We start from the raw sequence: 23,535 nt of genomic DNA, 5'->3' as shown, positions 1-23,535 counted from the left end.
CGTAAAATAATGGAATATAGTGACAATTATTGGCCGTTGAATTATACACAGCTCCGTTTAGCTATTGCTAACACTGTTGCTGACGATAAGTCTGTCTTCAATGTCGGTGAATTCGTCAGTTTCAGTGATAATATTAGTTTGGCAAGATTGAAGCAGGCCATTATAACCATTCATCACTTCAATGATGGTTTTTCCTTACGTTACCGTATTGCTGAACACAATATTTTTCAGGAGAAGGGATCTACACTGGTCGAAGTGATACCAATAAAACTGTCAGAGCCAATAGTAGAACCAGCGGCAAAAGCGGATTTTGCAAAGAGAACAACTCAACCGCTAGCGCCTGAAAAGGGTGTGACGATAAGGCATTATCTTTACTTTAATGATGTTGGGTGCTATTTCTGGGGAATCATCGCTCACCATATTGCCACAGATTATTGGGGCATAGGTCAGTTGATTCATGATGTTTTGTCTTGCTATGAACAACAAACATTCCACCCAACATCAGCGCCTATTTTTACCTATCAGGCTTACCTTGACGAAGTTAAATATAAAGCAAACGTGCATTATGCCAACAACAAAGAGTATTGGAATAATTACCTCAACCAACTGCCCAAATTAGAGGATTATGCCCGTAAACGCCTATTTCCCTCAAAAGCAATTAAAGTAAGCCGGCCGCTCACCGCAAATAACGGTGGTTTTACCTTTAATGATAAATTAATGATGATACTGGCTCTATGTCTGCAAATGACCAAACGAGGTTGCTTATCAACAAGTATCATCAATTTACCCTTCTCTAACCGACATGATAAAGGAGAGTACCGCTATTATCGCCCGGCAATGAACACCTTGCCTCTGATGGTTTCTTTGGCCCCGCAGGCAACAATAAAACAGATCCTCGTAGCAATGCAGTTGCAAATTAGTCTGCATAGCAAACATAGCCGTATTGATATAAATGATTTAAATGATGAAGCAATCAGTCGAGCAGATCAATTTACTGCCGCTCCCTATGTTAATCTGCTACATGAGCTTGAACATGATCTTATGAAAGATAATCGCGCCATTCGCGGTTGTATGACTTCCGGCGCAGTCAATAATTATGGTATTAACATCCGGTTTTCTCCTGATGGGAAATCAGCATTAGTTGAATTGGATGTGGGGAGCCGCCTGTATAGTCATTTTGCCGCCCATACTCTGATCGACGATTATTTACGTATTTATAGTACGATTGCAGAAAATATTAATGAAACGGTTGAGACATATTGGGGGAAATATAAAGAAATTGAACCAACGGATAATATTATATCTAGCCTAGATAACCCAGAAAATATTGTCGTTAATCACCCTATCAAAGAGAATATTATTGGTCGAATAGCACAAATATTTGCAGTGTCACCGGACAAAAAATCAGTCATTTATGGGGATCAAGCAGAAATAAACGCCGTGCATTGCCTTAATTACCGTGAACTTTACCGCAAATTATCCACTTTCAGTCAATTGTTATTATCCTGCCCACTACAAAACCGAAGGGTAGCCGTATTATTGCCCAGAGGGGTGGATTCCTTATTATCTATATTATCCATCCATACTGCGGGATTATGTTTTGTCCCAATCAATATGACATTTGGGCAAGAAGAGATAAATAATATATTAAGTAGCCTGAATATTTCTTTATTAATCACTGCTCGTCATTACCATGAAAAAGTAAACGGTGTTAATAATACGCACATTCTCTTTATCGAAGATATAGAAACTCGCCCTTCCGAGATATTTCTGGGGCATGATATAAAACGTCCCACAACTCAAGAAGACGAAGCCTATATCTTTTTCACATCAGGCACCACAGGTGTACCGAAAGCAGTACCGATAACGTTTAAGGGGCTTTATGCCTATTTGGCGGCAATGACAGAGCAGTATGATATTAAACAAGATGACGTTATTCTCAATTTCAGCACACCCGTCTTCGATGCTTATATTGAAGAGGTGTTCGGATGTTTTTATCAAGGCGCTACATTAGCCATTGCCAATGATAATATGATCGTTGAACTGGAGACACTATTTTCATTCTGCCATGCACAATCGGTCACTATAGTTAATTTTCCTACCAATTATTGGCATCAAATTGTCTTTTTCCTACATTCAGCCATTAAAGAACTCGCACCTTCGATTAGAATGACAATTATCGGTGGCGATCTAGCAATGGATAAAGCCATTCATCATTGGTTGGAAAAAGTAGGATGCGGTATCTCCTTGATTAACTCTTATGGCCCAACAGAATGTTGCGTTGTGGCTAGCAGTCACAAAATAGATGATAAATTTCAACCCGGTAATATCATTGGTAAAGCGCTAGCAAATACCACTATCGTTATTCGGGAATATGGAACTAATAAGATCATTAATGGCAGTAGTGGAGAAATATGCATCCGTGGCGATTCTATCTGTACCGGATATATTAACGATAATCAGTCAACTTCACGTAAATTCTTACAGTTGAACGATGGAGAAATCTATTATTTAACCGGAGACCGTGGATTTTACGATGCCCAAGGTAATTTAAATTTCATTGGCCGTCTGGATAAAGAGCATAAAATTGACGGGAAACGTGTCGATCTGGATGAAATGCAAAAATTACTTACAGCGGCGATTAATATTGATGACATTCATTTAACGATAAAAGAAAATGAAACGGGGTACCAATATATTAATATATTTATACCTGATAGATCATGCTCAATCACACGTCACGAAATCGTCTCATTTTTGCGTGGATGTTATCCAAAATTGCAGGTACCTTTTATTGTCGAATTATCATCACCCAACAATTCTGTTACAATATCAGAGTTGAATAAAGAAGATAATATTTCGCAGATTAAAGGCGAAAAACGAGAAATATTTTTTACTTTATGGCGGGAAGTTTTTGGCGATAGCGATGGCATTGTTGATGAAGAGACTAATTTCTTTGACGCAGGTGGTACTTCGCTTAAGGCATTATTATTAATTAACAAGATCCAGCAACGTTTTAATTGTTCTATTCACCTGGAAGATTTCTATCACGCCCCTAGATTAGGTTATCTATTACAATCTGTCATTCAACAAGGGCAAATACCGGTTTTAATCGATAAAAATAACACTTGCCTGACAGAACAACACGACCAGTATTATTGGATCATCGATACTATCTCTAATCGTTCCGGCGCTCATAATATCCCACTATATTATCATCTGACCGGCGAGATTGATTTAAAGAAATTACGTTACGCTTTGCTGTATATCATGCAATATTTCCCTGCCCTCTGCCAAAGAGTCACCATAATAGATGGGCAACTCTCTTTAACCCTTTCACCTGTTATTGAAGAGAATCTGCCTTTCGAATATATCGATTTAACTCATGCTACCGGCATCAATATTGAGATTTCATTCCGCAAGATCTTAAATGATATGGCATTTAAACCGATGGCGTTACAGGATAATCCACCGGTATATTTTAAGTTGTTAAAAATAGCAGAACATAAGCACTACCTTTTATTAAATTTTCATCATGCATTCTGTGACGGGATGTCGATTGCTCATGTGTTGCAAAAATTATCTTCCGCTTACGCAGATAATGTACCAAAGATTGAAGCCACGACGGAAACAAGCATTAATCTCATTAATCAGCACATGTCAGACGAAACATTAAATTTTTGGACAGAAAAATTGTTCAACGTCCTTTCGGTTGCCCGACAAGATAATGATTCATCGGAAGCTCATCTTAGGGCCCGAGGCCGACGTTATTCAATGCCGTTGTCTCCACAATTAATTGCCGCACTATCCAGCACGCAGAAAAAATATGCGGTGACTCTGGAACATATTGTGATTGGCGCATTTCTGATGACCATTAACTCATTACTCAATAAAGATGAGATTATCATAGGTATTCCTTGTGCCAACCGCGCTCCTCCCATACCGTTTGACAGTGTTGGTAGCTTCGCAACCACTCTACTGCTGCCCTACGTTACTGCGGAAACTTCGCTGATTAACGTATCCAGGTATGTCCGCGATTTTCTGGCAGACGCGAATACTCATTCCAATGTCTCACTGGCCTATTTGAAACAACATCTCCATCACCACCACGGTATGCAATTGCCGGAAGTCACTTATTATTTCTCTTCTCAAATAGGGTTTGAAACCGGTTTATATCTTGGTGAAACCCGTTGCACCAAAGAAAAAATCAAGGGACTCAAGCCTAAAGGAGATATCGCGCTCGAACTGATCAATTTGCCAACTGGGATAGGTCTGGAATGGCTCTACGATGATGATATTTTCTCTGAAGATATCATCAGCGACATGGGGCTGTTTTTGATTGATTTATTGGATTGCATAGGCACTCAGCATGACCTGATGCCTGGCAATATGGAACGATAACAAATAGTAAAATGGATGCTGATTGTGCTGGTCAAAAAAAAGAAATGGGTTGTTATCACCATCATCATGATCGCTTTTCTTGCCGTGGCTTATAACAACTTTAGCCAAAAAGAGACATCTACGGTGATGACAGAACAAATCATCACCGGAACGTTAGGTGATGTTATTACTACGGTAAATGCTGCCGGTGTTGTACAACCAACCAGTCAGGTCAATGTTGGTAGCCAAATCTCAGGCCAGTTAACCAAGTTATATGTTGAAGTCGGGGATAGCGTTGAAGCAGGTAAGCTGGTCGCTAGCATTGATGATACTTTTTATCGTACTAAAGTTGAGGCAAGCCGAGCGCGATTAGAAAAATTGCGAGCCATGTTGCAGGAGGAACAATATGCTTATCAGCTTCTGGTCATCACGGAAAAGCGCCAAAGAGAGCTTAACCTGCACTCCGCAACCAGCCAGCAGCTACTGGATGAGGCTGCTTTTGGCGTCAAAAAAAGCCAGGCCAGAATTGAAAGCCTCCAAGCAGACATCAGGCAAAATGAACATATTTTGCATAGTGAAGAAGTCAGCCTCAGTTATACCCAAATCTATTCGCCGATTGCTGGCGTAGTGACTGCAATTCATGTTGACCCCGGGCAAACGCTAAATGTCAATCAACAGACACCGGTTCTCATGCAAATTGCCGACCTCAAAAATATGACTGTTTATGCAAAAGTTTCCGAAGCAGATATTAACCAAATCGTGACGGGGCAAAAAGCTTCCTTCAAGATCTATAGTACAAATCAGCATATATGGCACGGTAATGTTAAGAAGATTATGTATAAGCCCGATCTCATTAATAATGCCGTTTATTATACCGTGCTATTTGATGTCCCTAATGATAATTTCCTGCTCAAACCCAGTATGAGTGCGGATGTCACTATTGTGACCCACGAAAGCACCGGCGTAGTGACCATACCCAGTGACATACTGAATAATAAACGGCATCAACCTTTGAACGATGATCTAACTACCTATTTTTTACGTGAAATGAAAGATGGAAACATCGTAGTAAGAAAATTATTGATCGGTCATAACAATGGAAGACGTTCAGTCGTTGTCAGCGGATTGCAGAATAACGAGCAGATCATTGTACTTTCCAAACAAAATAATCTTGGAGGTAGTAACAATGATAACGCTAAATAATATCTGCAAAACCTACGGCAATGAGAGTAAACAGCATCTTGTCCTGAAAGATATTTGCTTAACCATAGACCAGAATGATTATGTTGCTATTCTTGGTCGCTCCGGTTCAGGGAAAAGTACCTTATTGAATATAATAGGGCTTTTGGATATCGCCAGTGCGGGAGAATATCTTATTAACGATCTCACGGTAACTCAGCAAAAGATTCATTCATTGGCGCTTTTACGGCGAAAATATTTTGGCTTTGTCTTTCAAAATTATAACCTGCTGGAAAACTACCGTATTGATGAAAATATCTTGATGCCCATGTACTACTTAAAAAGAAACTTCAATTATGACAGAGAACATTTCCGTTACTTAATCGATCGTCTCCAGCTTGACAATTTATTAGATAAATACCCGCGCTATCTATCAGGGGGAGAACAGCAACGCGTTGCTGTCGCTCGCGCTTTGATCAACAATCCAAAGTTTATTATTGCTGATGAACCTACCGGCGCGTTAGATACCACTAATGCGACCAACCTCATGCAGCTTTTTACTGAATTACATCATAATGGATGCGGCATCATTCTAGTAACACATGACCAAGTTGTTGCTGAATATGCCAAACGCCGGCTATATCTGGACAGTGGTTGTTTGGTGGCTCAATGAGCATGAGTAAAATAACCTTAAGATTTAATGCTTATTTAACCGTTATCCTGTTCAACCTCAAAATGGCGGTACGCTCTCTTACCGCTCATAAAACACGAGTCTTCTTAACTCTATTATGCATTGCCATCGGGGTAGCTTCGATTGTGATCATGCAAGCAATTGGTACAGAAACCAAGCATCATATTGTTAAGATGGTTTCTTCAATGGGAAGTAATATCATTTCAGTAAAATACAAGGGACAAAAAAACGGCGCTTTCGATTCCCATAATAATTATCTGACGCAAGAGGATATAACGTCACTTTCAGGTAACCCCCATATTAGCCACAGCACTCTATTTTATACTGCGCCAGGAACAATAGTTTCGCCACAAGGCTCTGCTGATGCTCAATTGATTGGCGCTAATGCAAATATCGCGATTATCCGTAATCTGGTGATTGATCGTGGACGTTTTTACACACCACAAGACGATGCTGCCTTGGCAAATGTCGTGGTTTTGGGAGCATCTCTGGCCGAGCGACTCTTTCCACAAAAAGAAACCGCATTTGAGCAGAGCATCAAGATCAACGATATCTCAATGCAAGTTATCGGTATCCTGACACAGAAAGGCGAAGGCATGGATGCAGGCGTCGATGATGCCGCATTTTTGCCAGGCAACAGCTATTTGGTACGGCTGTTCGGCCATACACCTCCTGGCGGTATGGTGTTGAAAGCCAAAGATGCCTCTCATATTGAGCCGGTTAAATACGCTCTTGAACAACGGTTGTCACGGTTTAAACATCAACAAAGCTATGAGGTACGTAATACCACCGAGTTGTTGAAAACGTTGCATGAGACCCAGTCAAAAATTAATCTTTTCCTACTGTCAATATCATCAGTGACCCTCTTTGTTGCGGGCGTCAGTGTGATGAATACGATTTTAATCAGTGTTAAAGAACGTAGAAGAGAAATTGGTATACGGCTTGCTGTAGGGGCAAGTTATTCCGATATTTTTTACCAGTTTCTTACCGAAGCATTTTTAATTTCACTATTGGGAACATTATTAGGATTGTTATTCTCATTTATCGGTTTCAGAATTTTATTACTATTTGATATTGCGGTTGGTTTCTCTTTCTACTCCTTTTTACTCGCTTCCCTCGCAGCCTGCTTTATTACCGTAGTATTTGGTGTATATCCATCACATCGCGCAGCCGCATCAGCGCCAATCGAAGGTATCAGAGAATTGTAACTTGTTTTGTTTCATAAAACTTTTTGGAGACACAATGAAAAATCAGCTTATCTATGAAATTTTACATCGAGAAATCAGAGCGCTTCACCCGGAAGCAGAAATAATACCGGAGGATGAAAATCTTTTTGATATCGGTTTCGATTCGATAAAAATGCTGATGCTGGTTGATCAGCTAAAATGTGCGGGGTATCCAGTCAACTTTGCAGATTTAGCGCGATGGCCGACAATTAACGATTGGGTCAAACTGCTGGCAAAAGATAAATAGCGCTTTCATTATTTCATGATGAATGGTGGATGATCCACGCAGACAGATCCGCAATTACCTGCTCCGGTATCTGACCTGGTTGCAAATAATCCTCTCCACCATCACATCCTGTTGTAGGCAATAAAATATGATTCAATCCAGTGTAGAGTTTGAACTCTGCCTGCCTATTATTTTGCAGTGCAGTTTTCCACATCGTGAAATCAACATTATGCAAAATCTGGAAATCCTGATCTCCCTGGGCAAAAAATAACGGCATTGCAGGCAAGCTGTTTAAGCAGTCAAATGCATGATAATTCTCAATCTGTTTGAGATAACTATCCGGCACTGACAAAAAGCGCTCAAGAGATACTGTATCTTGCTCTTTCCCACTAGGTAATTGGGATAAAATCACCCGGAGTAAATTACGGAAAGGCGCCGCCAACATCGCAATACCCGTAACATTTAAACCCGATTTTTGCTGTAAGTTCTTTGCAATTAATGGGCTGACATATCCGCCGAAACTGTGCCCAACCAGAAATACTGGCACATCGTGAAATTCAACATGTCCCATCAAACCAGTCAGAATATTACAAGCATCATCAACAATTTCCGTATTGAGATCGACAACCTCAGGGTTCATATTTCTCTGCCGGATACGGTAATAACGTTTGTCAAAACGTACACTCGCAATTCCATATTGACTTAATTCATGTGCCAACATACGAAACAGTGGATTAGGCCCAACATCATAATCCATCGAATGCGGACCAGAACCCGCAAGCAATAGTACAAGTGCTTTGGCATCATTATATGGTGATGGCAAACATACCAAACCATCCGGGACATCTCTAAGACCAAACGTCTTTAACGTTTTTTCGATAAAAATACCCTGTTTTGCATACGCATCAGGTATTGGGCATCGAGATAACGTGAGAGAATCAATTTGCCGATCTTTAATCCCAATATAAAGATTAAACTTTCCATTGAGAGTATTTAGCCGTAAATGACAAGCACCTTGCTGCTGATAAATAATATCGATATCTGAGTTATACAAACTGTCTGCCAATACAGTTAAAGCTAAATCATCAGCAGCCATACGCAATGATTCATTCATTAATTCCCTGGCTGCTTCCCATTGCTCATTAAGCAATGTGGTTATTAATATCTGTATTTCACCTTCCAATGTGACAATTAAATTCTTAATAAGCATGTAATTACTCAAATCTGACCATATTTACTTAAAATTCATTTAGCTCTGCTTCATACTAGTACTATCTTAGATTAATAATCGCGATAATAACTATCTAGCTCAGGAGGAACAAATTCCAACTTCAGGGTATTAACTATCTTCTCCTGATTTTCAGCAGAAATAACCAAATTCTTCATGCACCTATCAAAATAAGCTTGATTATTATTCAGCATTTGAATGGCAGAATCGTAAGCTTTATCAACCGTAATACCATATGCAGAGCGCGCTTTATTCCAAGCTTCAACGGGGATACATCCCCATTCGGACTGCATCATGCTGAGATCGATGAGATCTTTACTCTGCGAAGCTTTATCAAGGCCACGATCAGCGTTAGCCAGGAGTTTAGCTGCCAATAGATCTACTTTACCTAGCGTTGGCACACCAAGAATACGGGAGCCAAACGAGAGATCCAGTCGGGATTCACTAACAAATTCAAGCCTAATAGGAACACCATCAACATTGATGCGTCCTCTAATACCATATTGATCTTTTTTAATCTCTCCAATGGTGGGCATAGGTGATGTAAAAAGTGGGGAAAAATCTGTCCCATAAAGGGCTGAACGAAGCTTACTGTAACCTTCACGTGAAGAACACAAAAAATCAATATCGACCGATTCCCTATATTCAGAAAGCATCATAACTATTGCAGTACCCCCTGCAAAATAGCAATTTGCGCCATCAAGAAATCCATGTGATAAAGAACTTAATACTTTCGCAATACGATTATGATGCTCAAGACGAAAATTAGACATTCAAAAAACCATGCCCCTGTTCATGGATGAGTCGTTCAATCAACTGACGCTCTTGAGGTTCAAGCTTATCTTCTTCGACATATTTCCAATTGCGTTCGTAAAACGCAAGCGCATCACGATCAGTTAGCTCCGTATCCTCAACCAGATACCAGGCACAATTTTTCATTTGTGGATAATCAGCAATTTTCACCATAACAACCTCTCTTTTCATATTTACAATATAGCAGAGTGAACTGCCAACTCAACCATATTGCAAATGCCCACATGTTCATCGCAGTAGCAACCACGAAGTAGTCATGCAGATCTGATTCAAGTTTCATAGTAAAAACAGCCTGTTTACCCATAATCCCTCCTCGTTTGATATAAAAAAGTATATACCATTTCATTATTGAAACCCACTCCTACCAACTTAGCCAGGAGTGGATATCAAGTAGATTATGCTAACTCTCTCCGCTGTTGAACGGTAACAATATGGTCCGCCTTAGCGAGAAGATCAGCATTCTGTGAAACAACAATCCATAAACCTGGCCAGCGCTTAGGTAAAACAGTCCATAAACGACGGGCTGTATCCGTATCTAATGACGAATCGCAGTTATCAACAATATAAACGTCAGCGGGACGACATAGCATCCTGGCCAATGCCAAACGTTGACGCTGGCCGCCAGATAATTGACCGGCACTGCCAGAATTAATGACGGTATCAAGTCCCTCTGGCAATTCATATGAGCCGGGCGTTAAACCTACCGCCTCCAACGCCTGTACCATGACATCATCATCAATATCCTTATCACCCAACGCGAGGTTTTGTCTGACGGTGCCACCAAAAAAACCCGCTTTCTGTCTGGCATATCCGATACGTGGATTCCGCCACCAATTTTCATTTCCCAGAACCTCTCGGTTATTCCACAGTACACTGCCAGAACTGGATTTTTCCAGACCAATCAGATAACGCAAAAAGGTGGTTTTACCCGAACCTATATCACCAACAATGCCAATAACCTGATTAGCTGTTGCTTCAAACGAAACAGGGGGTTGGTTTTTTGAATATGTCAGATGATTAACGCTCAGTTTATGCAGAATTTCACCTTGCTCATATTCTTTGGTCTCTTTTTTATCTACTTTATTTGCCAGAAACTGTCTGATTCGTCCATAACACACATCAGCATTTTTATAATAGGCAACCGACCGACCAAAGAAGAGTATCTGTTCACTGATCCAACCGATATAGGTTAAAAATAGTGCCAGATTCCCTACAGTAAAACTGCCATCAACGATCCGTTTACTGACTATCAGTAAAACAGCCGACGTTCCAAGTATGACAATATTTTTGAACAGCCCAGAAAGAAGGTCAGTAAATACCTGATGTTTGGCTTGAATCGCCCGTCGATTGACAAATTTCCGTGATAGATTCTCAATCTGCCCCTCCATTTTGTTGCCAAGGCGCAGGTCGCGTATCCCCGTTAAGACGTCAGTAATCTTGCCAGCAATATCCCCTTGCGATTGACGTTTACTCTTCTGTAAATTCCCTACCTTGCGTTTAAGTATCGCCCCGACCCAAAGGCCCACAATCATAGGCATAAGAGCAAGTGTGGTTATTATGTCAGTGTTGATAAGCACAACTAATGCGATAATTAAAAGTAATGCGCGGTAAATAAAATCAGAGGTCCAACTCAGAAATTCCGCAATTTCATCACTATCATCACGAATACGGTTCAGAATATCGCCTTGAGAAAAAGTCTGTCTCTGATTACGGGAACAATGGCTCACTCCCCACAAAACCCGCTCTTTCAGGTAAGCACTGACTTTGAAGATTAACGTAAAGTCAAAGGTTAATCCCAGGAACAAAAACAGCGATCGCAAGACCATTGTGGCAATCGCAGAGGCAAGCAACCACCAGACGACAGGGTTAGTTGGCTCATTCATCGCTCTATCAAGTAATTTGCTGATTTGGTAACCAATCAACAGAGGAAAACCATGCATCAGTGTCCACACAAACATGGTAACGAAATAGAGAGGAGCAAACTTTTTTATCAGTTCAGTCAAGGCCGGTAACATTTTAAGTTTAGTTGATACATTGGATATAGTCATACCATGAGCCCATGATTACTCGTTAACATTGCGATTTCTGTTTCAGGGATTCGTTGTTGAATCCGCCCATCATCGATAATGATAATTTCATCAACAACCGAAAGCGTGTGAAGGCGATGTGCAACCATCACGACAGTGCAATTGTGGCTTAACTTTTCAAGCAATTTCAGCCAACTCTTTTCCGTTCGGGGATCAAGTTGAGAAGTTCCTTCATCAATAATCACTAACGAGCAATGCTGTAGCATCACTCTGGCACCCGCTATCATTTGAATTTCTCCTGCTGATAGCATCAGACCATTAGTACCAACCTGTGTATCAAGGCCATCAGGTAATGCCCTAACCCATTCAAGCGCATCTAATTCCTGGAGAACCTCCCAAATTTGATCGTCAGATATTTCATTACTGAAAAGCGTTAAATTTTCCCGTAGCGTTGCAGAAAACAGATGAGTACGTTGACTAAGAACAGCAATCTTTTTTGCAAATTCTTCCGGTTTAATCGTTGAGACATCGACATTGCCAATTGTCACTCTTCCTGAATCAGGTCGCGCAAATCCACACATCAAATTAAGAATGGTACTTTTTCCCGCTCCCGTTCTACCAATGATGCCAATTTTACTCCCCGGAGCGACGTAAAAATTAACACCATGCAAAACCTGCGTTTCTTCTCCGTTATAACTGAAATCAACATTATCGAAATGAATAGAGAGAGGACCATCAGGCAATAAATTATCTAATGATTTATCAGGGGTACCTTCACTTAACATTTTTGCCGAAAGTGACAACGCAGCAAATAATTTCTGTATCAGCTCTATTTCTGATGACATATCCTCCACCGGCTCCCGAAGTTTATCAACGTAGAGATAAACCATCGTTAATGTACCGATGCTTAAGCTATTTTCACCAAGTAATTGAAGCCCAAAACCAAAACCTATACCGAAACAGAGTGCAAAGAAGAGCTGAGTAATTGGCCAAAAAACCCTGCCACCAATATAAGCGCTGCGTTCAAATTTAAGCAACATTGACAGCTTCCTACGAAACGCAACGGCAGGCCAATGTGCCTGCGACAATGGCTGTAAATCATCCATTGCATGTAATGAATCACCGACAAAACCAAAAATCCGGGCTTTTTCATTTCGCGCAATTAGCCAACGACGGACAGAAAGTCTGGTTAACTGAATCAGCACATACGCCACCAGTATGACGACAACCCCTATGGCAATACCAGCCTGAGGCATAACACTGAATATAATGACCAATGTCCCTAATGTCAGCGCTAAATTAGCAATGGCCTTAAAACCTGCTTTAGAAATCGTTTTTCCTATAATATCAGCATTACCTTCGATATTTTCCAGCAACTCGCCCTGTGATCGTCGTTCTATTTCCAATACAGGTAAAACCGTCATCACATGGTGAAAGAGCTTATATCTAATGGTATCAGCAATGCCCCAACCGGCCTTGGTGTTCATGTAACTGGTTACCAGACTACCGATAACACCAATCGACGCAATAAAAACATAAATGATGGCCAACATGATGAGTTGATCAACAGTCGTTCCTGATGTCGCCTTATCAACATAATTCCTGATAATATAAGGACCGCTTAGATCGCATGATAATGTAACGGCTAAGGCCAAAAACGCACATACAACTGTCCCCTTAAATGGTATGGCACTCTGTAGCAATATCCGCCATACAGTTAAATTCTTTGACATCACGCTTTTCATCTTTAGGTTATGGCACCTCATTAAAATTAGCGATGTTATTTGCAACATCTGTATATGCAGCCAACATCAAGGTTATTAATAACAGATCAATCACAACAGCAAGATCTGGTTCACATTTAGCAAAATGCAATTATCGCAAAATACCCGCATTTATCACGATCTGATTGAAATGTTTATAAACGCTATCACAAGAAAATAGCCGAAAAATAAACTTGATACCTTATTCTACGATGTCAATACCTTTATACCCGTTATCTTTCAAGTTGCCTCTTTGTTGGCTGCACTCGCTCACCCCGGTCACATCGTTACCTATGCTCCCGGGGATTCACTCCCTTGCCGTCGCGATGCATCTTGAAATCTATAGGGTATATCAGGTCATTTAATAACCTAATTGTCAGATACATTCTCAATATGAATAATGAACAATAAATAACTTATTCCAAACGATAAATCATAAATAGAGTGAAAAATAGCAATAATTCCAATGAATTATAATGATTTTTACAAATATATAGCGACTATATAAATGAATTCCTATTCAATATTAACGTACCTTAAATTGCCCGTAATTTAAACAATTCATTACTACAACGCAGGGGGCTATTCTATATCAAATTAATTCATATTAACTACTCATATTGTCAGATAATATTTGATCATAAAAGGCCAGCGAAAAAATCACAACCAGAATCACTGGTACCAATAAAAGGGCCTTTCGGCCCAAGTAATCGTTTGCGCAATTAGTCCAAAAGAACACCGATACGGCGCGCGACTTCCTCATACGCTTCAATCAAGCCACCAAGGCTTTGACGGAAGCGATCTTTATCCATTTTGTTCAACGTCTCTTTGTCCCACAAACGGCTACCATCAGGAGAGAATTCATCCCCTAGAACTATCTGCCCTCTGAACAAACCAAATTCCAGTTTAAAGTCAACCAAAATCAAACCCGCATCATCAAACAATTTGCTCAATACTTCATTGGCCTTGTAACTTAACTTTTTCATTTCAGCCAGATGCTCTTTGCTAACCCAGCCAAAAGTTTCACAATAGGACTCATTCACCATTGGATCGTGCTTAGCATCATTTTTCAGAAACAGATCGAACAGAGGTGGATTCAATACCAGACCTTCCTCAACACCAAGGCGTCTGACCAACGAACCCGCAGCCCGATTACGCACAACACATTCAACCGGCACCATATCCAGCTTTTTAACTAATACCTCAGTGTCCGATAACAGTCGTTCCATTTGCGTCGGAATCCCTGCTTCTGCCAATTTGCTCATAATGAAATGGTTAAATTTATTATTCACCATCCCCTTACGATCAAACTGTTCAATACGCTCTCCATCCAATGCTGATGTATCATTACGGAACTCCAACACTAACAAATCAGGATCATCCGTGGTGTACACCGTTTTTGCCTTTCCACGATACAACTCAGCTTTTTTTTGCATCTTATATACTCCAGAGATATTACTACTGTATAAATACCATAAATAAATAATAAAACAGATTGTCGATAAAATCCTGCCCAAGGGGCTGATTTTTTCTATAGTTATCTGAACAGTCTAAAAAAAAGCCAAACATCATGCTAAAAAACTTCCTCTCTTCCCTAATCAGTCTCAAGGCAAGCTGATAACCGTCAAAAAACTTACCCCAAAAGTCCATCCGTAAATAAAGCTAATAAAAAAATTAATCAATTCTGCATTTCTAAATTTCTAAGCAGTTACAAAGCCAAAATATTGTGAATACCTTAGCAGTATGGTAACCAACGGTAGTAAGCGATATTAACTTGAATTTCCTGAGTCTCAGGGAGAAATTACATGAAGGGGACACTTAACACAGCGCCAGGTCAATAAGCTGGCCTGCATACGCAGGCCTATTTTCACTTGATCCCGTGCAAAACATTTTCTGTCTGGAGAGAAAGGGGCGAAAATTGACCCGCTCTCAGTTCTGTCAGTGCATAGAGGAGACGTCCCATCCTACCATTACCATCAGTGAAACCGTGAAAACCGACGACAGCAGCAAAGAGCTGTTTCCCAATCTGGGGATCTTCCTTATCCAATGTCTCTAAATGATGTGCCAGCATTGCTGCACCGCCTACACTGGAAGGAAGGCTCCCACCGCTAATTGCTGGACCACGATAATCACGCTCTATGTTTGGAACCAGTCTATGATGAAGCTCCTTAAGAACTTGGCTATCAGTGAGATCTTTTCCATTATGGGTATACTCCTTGAGTAGCGCGGTGAAGTTACTCCATTCGTTCCCCTTTGAACTGGATGCCTTAAGGATCCAGGCGGCAGCGCGGTCAACATTATCAGTTAGCTTATTTGGGTTATAAGACTCTTCAGGAAGAATTTCTGCATAAATGCCCTGATTAAGATCTTGGCCTCTTATTACTTCTTGATGATGTTGAGCTGCCAGCAAGTGCTTCTCTTCCATCATCAAAACTGGCTCAAGACTGGCAACAGCATTAGCAGCCGAAGGTTGCTTACGCAATTGTTCAAGACTGACAAACTCCTGCTTAGGGGCAACCAATTTGTTGGTCAATTGAGCTGTTGCCTGATGTCCCATCAGATCCTGTAATTTTTTACCGGTTTCTGTATTTTGTAGCGACTCTGACATAGTACGCTGTAGCAAAAGCGTATGTTCAGCCAACATGTCTTCTGTCATTTTATGTGTATCTACTGTTCTTAATTTCTCTAGTACTTGTTCTAGTGTCCGTAAACTGCCATCCTTAAACAACATACGAGCATGGCTAACCGAATCTGTGCTCTGTAGACGCTGCTGTTGTGCTCCTTCGGTAGAAAAGAGGGTTTTAGTCACCTCTTTAGCCACTGAGGCACTACTGCCATGCAAGAAAAATTTACTTACCCCCTCAAAGAAACGGGCAAGTTGATTGCTTTTTGGATGCGTACGCAAAACCTGTTGCAGGTCTGCATTAATATGGTATTCATGGCCAGCAATTTGCAATTTACCTTCGTTACGAACCTGCTCTTGTATTTGTGATGAGGCATGTTGTAATGCGGTAAGATTTTTAAATTCGATCATAAATTATTCTCCTGTCATAAGACGACGGCAAGGTATTTTTCTGTGATAGTGACGATGGAAATGTATTTGCCCAAGTAATAAATTCAGACAATTCATGTTCCAACTTATTGGCCGTTAGATGTAGCAAGGGTAATATTCTATACGCAACGACCCCAAGCTCTTGATGCCAACCAACACTAGGTAACTGATTATTTAATGGATTAAGTGCTATATTGAGCAAATAACGAAGAGTGTCAGCATCGGCTGAATCTGGAAGTACCATATCTATCTGGCCAATAATGACTAAATATTCTTCTTGGCGACGCAAAATAACAGGCATAGCGTTATCGATGAGTAAGAAGCAATTTCCCTCTTCATCAAAAGAGAGTCCATTCATACCCAATTTGGCTGCCAGTTCGGTCATTAATATATTAGTGAGATAATCATTCATAGTGGAGAAAGGAAACCCAATCATTTTGATGATAGGATTTTAAGCTTTCAGCAATATGATGGCTGTCAGATCTAGTCTATCTTTTGTATATTGGCAACCAATATTAAGCAGTTATATACCCGTTATCTTTCAAGTTGCCTCTTTGTTGGCTGCACTCACTCACCCCAGTCACATAGTTAGCTATGCTCCTGGGGATTCGCTCCCTTGCCGTCGCGATGCATCTTGAAATCCATAGGGTATAACAGCTTTACCATAGATAAATGCAAAATTGACAATCGAATCAATTCCATAGACTAGATAATATTTAGGCGCCAACTTTTCAGAGGTATCCTTTCGTGGAGAAATTGCGCTGGGGGGCTTCTTAATCGCGCGTCAAACTCGTTTTTTATATAAATTTATAATCAAATCAAAGCGCTCACCAAACGGCCAGCGCTTTGTCAATAATCTGAGGGGCTTTTCACCCCCCTTTATTAGACCTATAATCCTGTGGTCTGGCTGAAAGCAGCCTTCAACGCCGCTACCAATTCATCATTTTGTGATTGGGTCAACGGCTTACCTTTATCACTAATAAACTGTAAGCTGCTCCGGTTATTCAAATCACCAACCTGTAATTTGTAATCACCTTCACTAATGGATGGTTCATTAACACCCATTGATTTCCAACTAGATGAACTGAGGCTTTTATAAGTTACAGTAATAGAACCCGTTGAACGGCTGCGGCTACCCACTTTCATACCTACTTTTTCCAGTGCTGCCGGTAATCTATCCCAAACAATATTATATGGCGCCCGAACAATCATCTGAGGTAATCCAGATGTATCACCACCACTCTGTACGTCCAATGAACCTAGATTACGCGCCACAGAGTCATCGCTAATACGTTCACGCTGCTGATTTACACCTTCAATTAATTCATTGAGCATCAGTGCGTTATAACGTTGGATTTCAAGAGGATCAGTTATCTGATGATCACCTTGTCTCAGCCCTTCATTAGTCACGGATAATTCAATCTGATAGCTCTGGCGTGCAACACTAATACGATGACGAGTCTGATATGGAACATTTTCATCTGCTCGCGGCCAATCGATCCAATCGGTTGTCAATGTCTGGCTAGCATCATCACGTTGGCTAACTTGGAAACCTTTTTTCAATAGCACATTGTTAATCTGTGACCACAGATGACTATTCTCAGGAGTGCTTTCAAGTAGCAACTTACTGCTCTTTACACTGTTTTCAGTACGGGAACCACTCAATAGGGCTAGCGCCTGAGATGGCGGGCGAATATCAAGCGCTTTCCCAACCTGCCCTTTAGAGGCTATTGCTGGAATATCATATTCACCATTCTGCAATGGCAATACCATACCCGCAGGAACTTTCAACGCCTTCCGGGGAGGTGTTTCAAGATATGTCTCATCATCATTGACTTGGCGCTTATAGCTCTGGTCGCTGGAACAAGCTGCCAATAACATGACAAGTGACATACCAGCAACCTTCATCACCTTCGATTTTTGCAACAATATTGCCATTAAAATTCCCTAAATTTTACAATAATCCGGCCATTTTCAAGGCTTTTTCAACTGAGACTTTTCCTGCATCCGTCAATGGCGTCATCGGCAGACGCACGGTGTCATCAGCAATCAAACCCAATTTGTGACATCCCCATTTAACTGGAATCGGGTTAGGTTCAACAAATAGCTGACGGTGTAAATCCATCAGACGGTTATTTAACTTACGCGCCTCTGCAAACTGGCCGTTTAATGCCAATTCACAAAACTTAGCAACATCAGGCGCTGCAATGTTTGCAGTAACAGAAATAACCCCTTTGCCACCAAGCTGAATAAAATCCAACCCACTTGTATCATCACCACTCAATAAGATGAAACTATCATCATTAACCAATTCTTGGATTTGACTAACGCGATTTAAGTTCCCTGTAGCTTCTTTAATTGCGACAATATTTTTAATCTTCGCCAAACGCGCTACAGTTGATGGCAGCAGATCACACCCGGTACGAGAAGGCACATTATACAAAATTTGTGGTAAATCCGTATTTTCAGCAATCGTTTTAAAATGCTGATATAAACCTTCCTGCGACGGCTTATTATAATAAGGCGTTACCGTTAGGCAACCAACAACGCCACTGTTTTCAAAACGTTTCGTTAGGGATATTGCCTCAGCAGTCGCATTTGCACCTGTTCCGGCAATAACCGGAATACGCCCATCAGCCAATTCTACGGTTGTCAAAACAACATCACCGTGTTCATCATGACTCAATGTAGCAGATTCTCCGGTTGTCCCTACCGAGACTATCGCTGATGTCCCACTAGCAACATGGTAATCGATTAACTTTTTCAAACTGGCCTTATCAACCTGACCACTCGCATCCATTGGTGTTACCAGCGCAACAATGCTACCTGTAAATTCAAATCTCCCGCTAGACATTACATAACCCCCTATACAAACAAGAACTCCATGGTACTTTTTAGTCATTCAGAAGGAAACTATTTAACACAGGATTTCAATGAATTTTGTTAATACCAGATAACCTCTGTTAAAAAGAAGTGATAACCAAAGTAATTTATTGAAATTCAATGATAGAGAATGGGAATACAATAGAGCAACTTTGATGCAATTGACCTTGGCAGCATAGCCTTTTTATGTTTACCTTAACGAAACCACAGCAGAGAAGGAAAAGTGACTTTGCCACAATCAGAACAACATTTTCTCGTTATAACCGCTTTAGGCGCTGACCGTTCTGGTATCGTCAACACCATTACTCGTCTTGTGAGTGAGTGTGGTTGTAACATTGAAGACAGCCGATTAGCCATGTTTGGCGAGGAATTCACCTTCATTATGCTACTTTCCGGTAGTTGGAACGCTATCACAATGATTGAATCCTCACTGCCACAGAAAGGGGCCGAGCTCGATCTTCTTATTGTAATGAAACGCACAAAGTGCGATACCCACACAACATTTCCTTCCACGGTTTCCGTTAAGGTTGATGTTGATGATTCATCCGGTATTGTTGAGCAGTTTACCAATCTGTTTACTACACAGGATTTTAATATTGCTGAACTGGTATCAAAAACACATCCACCAGAAGGCGATATCCCTGCTCGGTTGCAGATCCAGATTACCGCCCACAGCCTAGAGGATGACGGCATAATTATTAAGCAGGCGTTTAATAAGTTATGTACAGATCTAAATGCACAAGGCAGTATTAGTATTCTTGAACCACTTTAGTTGAAAGATTAAACGGAGAATACGGGATGAACCCATTGAAAGCCGGTGATAAGGCCCCTCAGTTCAGCCTTCCTGACCAAGATGGAGAAACAATCAATTTATCTGATTTCGAAGGCCAGCGTGTTTTAGTCTATTTTTACCCTAAAGCAATGACTCCTGGTTGTACTGTACAAGCCTGTGGTCTGCGCGATGAAATGGATACATTAAAGGAATCAGGTGTTGAAGTGCTAGGCATTAGCACAGATAACCCAAGTAAATTGTCACGCTTTGTGGAGAAAGAAATGCTGAACTTCACATTGTTGTCCGACGAGGATCACCAAGTTGCTGAACAGTTTGGTGTCTGGGGCAAGAAACAATTTATGGGAAAAACCTACGATGGTATCCACCGTATCAGTTTCCTGATTGATACCAACGGTAATATCGAGTACGTTTTTGATAAATTTAAGACCAGTGATCACCACCAAATCGTGGTGGATTATCTGAAACTGCACCCTTAAATAGAAAATGACTCAAAATTTAATCACGCTCATTTAACAGCTCAAGATGCCAGGGGCAAGTACGGGAGGGATATCACCAACCCGTGCTTCCTCTAATAACGGGTACCCGCATCATTAAAAATAAATTTACTCTTTTATTTCATCGTCTTCTATTATAACTATATCTTCCGGCCAGGCCTGGATCACCGCTTTAATCAGCGTCGCCAGCGGAATAGCAAAAAATACGCCCCAAAATCCCCACAAACCACCAAAAGTAATCACAGAAAGAATGATTACCAACGGGTGCAAGTTTACGGCTTCAGAGAATAAAATCGGCACCAGCAAGTTACCATCCAGCCCCTGAACAACCAAATAGGCAATAATCAAAGTCCAGAAATCTGTTCCGACTCCCCATTGAAATAGCGCAACCAGTACAACAGGAATCGTGACAATCAACGCACCCACATAAGGAATTAACACTGACAGCCCAACCAAAACAGAAAGCAGCAATGAATAATCCAATCCAAGAAATGCAAACACCGCGTAGGTACAAATACCGACGATCACCATCTCGGTGACTTTACCCCGAATATAGTTAGTGATTTGCTGGTTCATCTCGCGCCATACCTGCCCGGCCAAAATGCGGTTACGTGGCAGGACCCGTTGCAATGCTTGCAACATCTGGTTTTTATCTTTTAGCAAGAAGAAGGCCATCAGTGGCACAAGAATCAGATAGATAGCCAGCGTTAACAAACCAATCAGTGAAGCCACCGAAAATTTCACTACAGACTCTCCAGCAGTTGAAATCTTACTGCGCAAATTTTCGGCCATCATATCAATGATGCCAGCATCAACCAAAGCCGGATAACGGGCTGGTAATGTCTGGGCATATTCATTAAACCGATTAAGCATATTGGGTATATCTGACAACAGATTAATTCCCTGCTGCCATACAGTTGGCGCCACAATCAAGATGACCAACAAACTAATACTGGAAAAAATAATCAGCACAATACAAACAGCCACTGTGCGCGAACATCCCAGTCTTTCAAGTTTAGCCGTTGGCCATTCCAACAAATAGGCAAGAACAATCGCCACCAGCAAAGGTGTCAAAATGCCATGTAAGAAATAAATAATGCAAAACCCTGCCAACAAGATAACAAATAACGCAATAACTTGCGGATCAGTAAACCGACGGCGATACCACTGTATAATCATATCCAGCATTGACCAGGCTCCTTGATAGCAATATTCATATTTCTATTTTTCTTAAAAATTGATTAATTTTTAAGGTACCCTTGTTTATCATACACGCATTATCTAAAACGATGGTCAAATGAGAGCATTTTTGTTTTATGAAAATAATGTCTAATCAATCTCTGACAGCAATATTAATCAGTACATTATTGCTAACAAGCTCCCCTGTTCTCAGCGCCTCCATTGAAGATTCATTGCCGGATATCGGTACCACGGCAGGTTCAATCCTGAGCATCAATCAGGAACTGGCAATGGGCGATTTCTACGCTCGCCAAATGCGTGACAACGCTCCGCTGATTTATGACCCATTATTGACACAATACATTAATGCCCTTGGACAAAGGCTAGTGGCTCATGCAGACTCAGTTAAAACGCCTTTCCATTTCTATCTGATTGATAACCCGAATATCAACGCTTATGCTTTCTTTGGCGGTAATGTAGTACTCCATGCTGCACTTTTTCGTTATAGTCGTAATGAAAGCGAGCTTGCCTCCGTAATGGCTCACGAAATTTCCCACGTTACTCAACGCCACCTAGCGCGAATGATGGAAGATCAGCAACGTACAGCACCGCTAGCCTGGGCAGGTACGTTGGGTTCTATTCTTTTGCTAATGGCTAGCCCACAAGCAGGGATGGCAGCCCTCAGCGGCACTATTGCCGGTATACAACAAGGTATGATCAGTTTTACTCAATCCAATGAACAAGAAGCTGATCGTATTGGCATGCAGACATTACGTAAAGCTGGCTTTGATCCTCAAGGTATGCCAGATTTTATGCAAATCATGGTAGATCAAACCCGTTACAGTTCTAAGCCACCAGAAATGCTACTCACCCACCCGTTACCTGACAGCCGCCTTGCTGATGCACGTAACCGCGCTAATCAATACCCGGCCCAGAACATTCCACAATCTCAAGATTTTCTGTTCGCCAGAGTTCGTGTTATGGGCATGTACACCACCGAGCAACGCGACTATCTTGAGCAAATTTTAGAAAATTATCGGAGAGGCACAGCTAAAGAGCAACTTGCCGCCGCTTATGGCCGAGCAATCTTGCTTTCTCAAGATAAAAAATACACTGAGGCACGGGCTATTCTAGAACCACTGTTAGCAAAACAACCGGATAATGTCTGGTACATTGACACAATGACTGATATCGACATTGAACAGAACCGAATTGCTCAGGCTATCACCCGGTTACAGAACGCTTTGCAGAAACAAAAGGACAATTTGGTATTGCAAATCAATCTCGCTAATGCACTTATTCACGCAAAACAATATCAACAGGCTTTAAAACTGCTCCATCGCTATACATTCAATAATCCAGATGATCCCAACGGTTGGCGCCTGATAGCCGAAGCTGCCGCCAAACAAGGAAAACGCCATGAAGAATTATCAGCGCATGCTGAAGAAATGGCACTTCGCGGTCAGTTTGGCAATGCCATCAAATACCTCAGTAGTGCCAGCGCACTGGTAAAATTAGGTAGTTACGATCAAGCACGTTATGATGCTCGTATCGATCAATTACGCCAGCTACAACAGCGTTACAGTCAATACAAACGTTAA

General features: G+C 41.1%; 19 protein-coding genes. 8 read left to right on the top strand and 11 right to left on the bottom strand.

The features are described from left to right. The first annotated feature begins 9 nt into the window (after positions 1 to 9). The 5 genes from LG003_RS00450 to LG003_RS00430 are packed head-to-tail and all read left to right on the top strand — an operon-like array spanning position 10 to position 7,723. Complete coding sequence (locus tag LG003_RS00450; RefSeq protein ID WP_262979946.1) at positions 10 to 4,401, top strand: condensation domain-containing protein; 4,392 nt, start codon at positions 10 to 12, stop codon at positions 4,399 to 4,401. A gap of 24 nt (positions 4,402 to 4,425) precedes the next feature. Then, positions 4,426 to 5,583, top strand: coding sequence for an efflux RND transporter periplasmic adaptor subunit (locus LG003_RS00445; protein ID WP_262979945.1), 1,158 nt, complete (start codon positions 4,426 to 4,428; stop codon positions 5,581 to 5,583). Further along, positions 5,567 to 6,232: an ABC transporter ATP-binding protein gene (locus LG003_RS00440; protein ID WP_262979944.1), complete on the top strand. Its 666-nt coding sequence runs from the start codon at positions 5,567 to 5,569 to the stop codon at positions 6,230 to 6,232. Before LG003_RS00445 ends, LG003_RS00440 begins: the two co-directional genes overlap by 17 nt. A gap of 2 nt (positions 6,233 to 6,234) precedes the next feature. Then, positions 6,235 to 7,458, top strand: coding sequence for an ABC transporter permease (locus LG003_RS00435; RefSeq protein ID WP_262979943.1), 1,224 nt, complete (start codon positions 6,235 to 6,237; stop codon positions 7,456 to 7,458). Between the two features lie 34 nt (positions 7,459 to 7,492). After that, on the top strand, positions 7,493 to 7,723 hold the full coding sequence (locus tag LG003_RS00430) for a phosphopantetheine-binding protein (protein WP_262979942.1): 231 nt from the start codon (positions 7,493 to 7,495) through the stop codon (positions 7,721 to 7,723). 13 nt (positions 7,724 to 7,736) lie between these two features. Here the strand turns inward: LG003_RS00430 and LG003_RS00425 are convergent, their stop codons facing one another. The 10 genes from LG003_RS00425 to dapA all read right to left on the bottom strand — a co-directional run bounded on the left by LG003_RS00425 (position 7,737) and on the right by dapA (position 19,439). Further along, on the bottom strand, positions 7,737 to 8,912 hold the full coding sequence (locus LG003_RS00425; RefSeq protein WP_262979941.1) for an alpha/beta hydrolase: 1,176 nt from the start codon (positions 8,910 to 8,912) through the stop codon (positions 7,737 to 7,739). Between the two features lie 71 nt (positions 8,913 to 8,983). Then, the gene (locus tag LG003_RS00420; protein WP_262979940.1) at positions 8,984 to 9,703 is read right to left on the bottom strand and encodes a nucleotidyl transferase AbiEii/AbiGii toxin family protein; all 720 of its coding nucleotides are present in this window, start codon (positions 9,701 to 9,703) and stop codon (positions 8,984 to 8,986) included. Continuing rightward, positions 9,696 to 9,896, bottom strand: coding sequence for a hypothetical protein (locus tag LG003_RS00415; protein WP_262979939.1), 201 nt, complete (start codon positions 9,894 to 9,896; stop codon positions 9,696 to 9,698). Before LG003_RS00415 ends, LG003_RS00420 begins: the two co-directional genes overlap by 8 nt. Before the next feature lie 242 nt (positions 9,897 to 10,138). Beyond that, entirely contained in the window at positions 10,139 to 11,791 is a 1,653-nt protein-coding gene (locus LG003_RS00410) for an ATP-binding cassette domain-containing protein (RefSeq protein ID WP_112877690.1), read from the bottom strand. Beyond that, the gene (locus tag LG003_RS00405) at positions 11,788 to 13,503 is read right to left on the bottom strand and encodes an ABC transporter ATP-binding protein (protein ID WP_262979938.1); all 1,716 of its coding nucleotides are present in this window, start codon (positions 13,501 to 13,503) and stop codon (positions 11,788 to 11,790) included. The genes LG003_RS00410 and LG003_RS00405 overlap by 4 nt, the downstream gene beginning before the upstream one ends. 752 nt (positions 13,504 to 14,255) lie before the next feature. Beyond that, on the bottom strand, positions 14,256 to 14,969 hold the full coding sequence (gene purC / locus LG003_RS00400) for a phosphoribosylaminoimidazolesuccinocarboxamide synthase (RefSeq protein ID WP_262979937.1): 714 nt from the start codon (positions 14,967 to 14,969) through the stop codon (positions 14,256 to 14,258). Positions 14,970 to 15,400: 431 nt separating this feature from the next. Next, positions 15,401 to 16,567, bottom strand: coding sequence for a VopS family T3SS effector adenosine monophosphate-protein transferase (locus tag LG003_RS00395; protein ID WP_112877694.1), 1,167 nt, complete (start codon positions 16,565 to 16,567; stop codon positions 15,401 to 15,403). Continuing rightward, on the bottom strand, positions 16,554 to 16,997 hold the full coding sequence (locus tag LG003_RS00390) for a type III secretion system chaperone (RefSeq protein WP_158537769.1): 444 nt from the start codon (positions 16,995 to 16,997) through the stop codon (positions 16,554 to 16,556). Before LG003_RS00390 ends, LG003_RS00395 begins: the two co-directional genes overlap by 14 nt. A gap of 476 nt (positions 16,998 to 17,473) precedes the next feature. Then, positions 17,474 to 18,523 carry an outer membrane protein assembly factor BamC gene (gene bamC / locus LG003_RS00385; protein ID WP_112877698.1) on the bottom strand — a complete coding sequence of 350 codons (1,050 nt, stop codon included), beginning with the start codon at positions 18,521 to 18,523 and terminating at the stop codon, positions 17,474 to 17,476. A 16-nt stretch (positions 18,524 to 18,539) separates the two neighbouring features. Beyond that, a complete protein-coding gene (dapA, locus tag LG003_RS00380; protein ID WP_112877700.1) occupies positions 18,540 to 19,439 on the bottom strand; it encodes a 4-hydroxy-tetrahydrodipicolinate synthase in 900 nt (299 codons plus the stop codon). Positions 19,440 to 19,697: 258 nt separating this feature from the next. On the opposite strand from dapA, the gene LG003_RS00375 reads away from it, so the two are divergent. Next, positions 19,698 to 20,240 carry a glycine cleavage system transcriptional repressor gene (locus tag LG003_RS00375; RefSeq protein WP_112877702.1) on the top strand — a complete coding sequence of 181 codons (543 nt, stop codon included), beginning with the start codon at positions 19,698 to 19,700 and terminating at the stop codon, positions 20,238 to 20,240. 26 nt (positions 20,241 to 20,266) lie between these two features. After that, the gene (gene bcp, locus LG003_RS00370; RefSeq protein ID WP_112877704.1) at positions 20,267 to 20,737 is read left to right on the top strand and encodes a thioredoxin-dependent thiol peroxidase; all 471 of its coding nucleotides are present in this window, start codon (positions 20,267 to 20,269) and stop codon (positions 20,735 to 20,737) included. Between the two features lie 126 nt (positions 20,738 to 20,863). Here the strand turns inward: bcp and LG003_RS00365 are convergent, their stop codons facing one another. Further along, the gene (locus LG003_RS00365) at positions 20,864 to 21,943 is read right to left on the bottom strand and encodes an AI-2E family transporter (protein ID WP_112877706.1); all 1,080 of its coding nucleotides are present in this window, start codon (positions 21,941 to 21,943) and stop codon (positions 20,864 to 20,866) included. Between the two features lie 128 nt (positions 21,944 to 22,071). Between LG003_RS00365 and bepA the strand changes: the two genes are divergently transcribed. Continuing rightward, positions 22,072 to 23,535, top strand: coding sequence for a beta-barrel assembly-enhancing protease (gene bepA, locus LG003_RS00360; protein WP_112877708.1), 1,464 nt, complete (start codon positions 22,072 to 22,074; stop codon positions 23,533 to 23,535).

The sequence above is a fragment of the Photorhabdus kleinii genome, from assembly GCF_025384885.1.
GTDB lineage: Bacteria > Pseudomonadota > Gammaproteobacteria > Enterobacterales > Enterobacteriaceae > Photorhabdus > Photorhabdus kayaii.
Note: the sequence above shows the minus strand (reverse complement) of the source record. Positions and strands in the feature narration are given on the sequence as shown.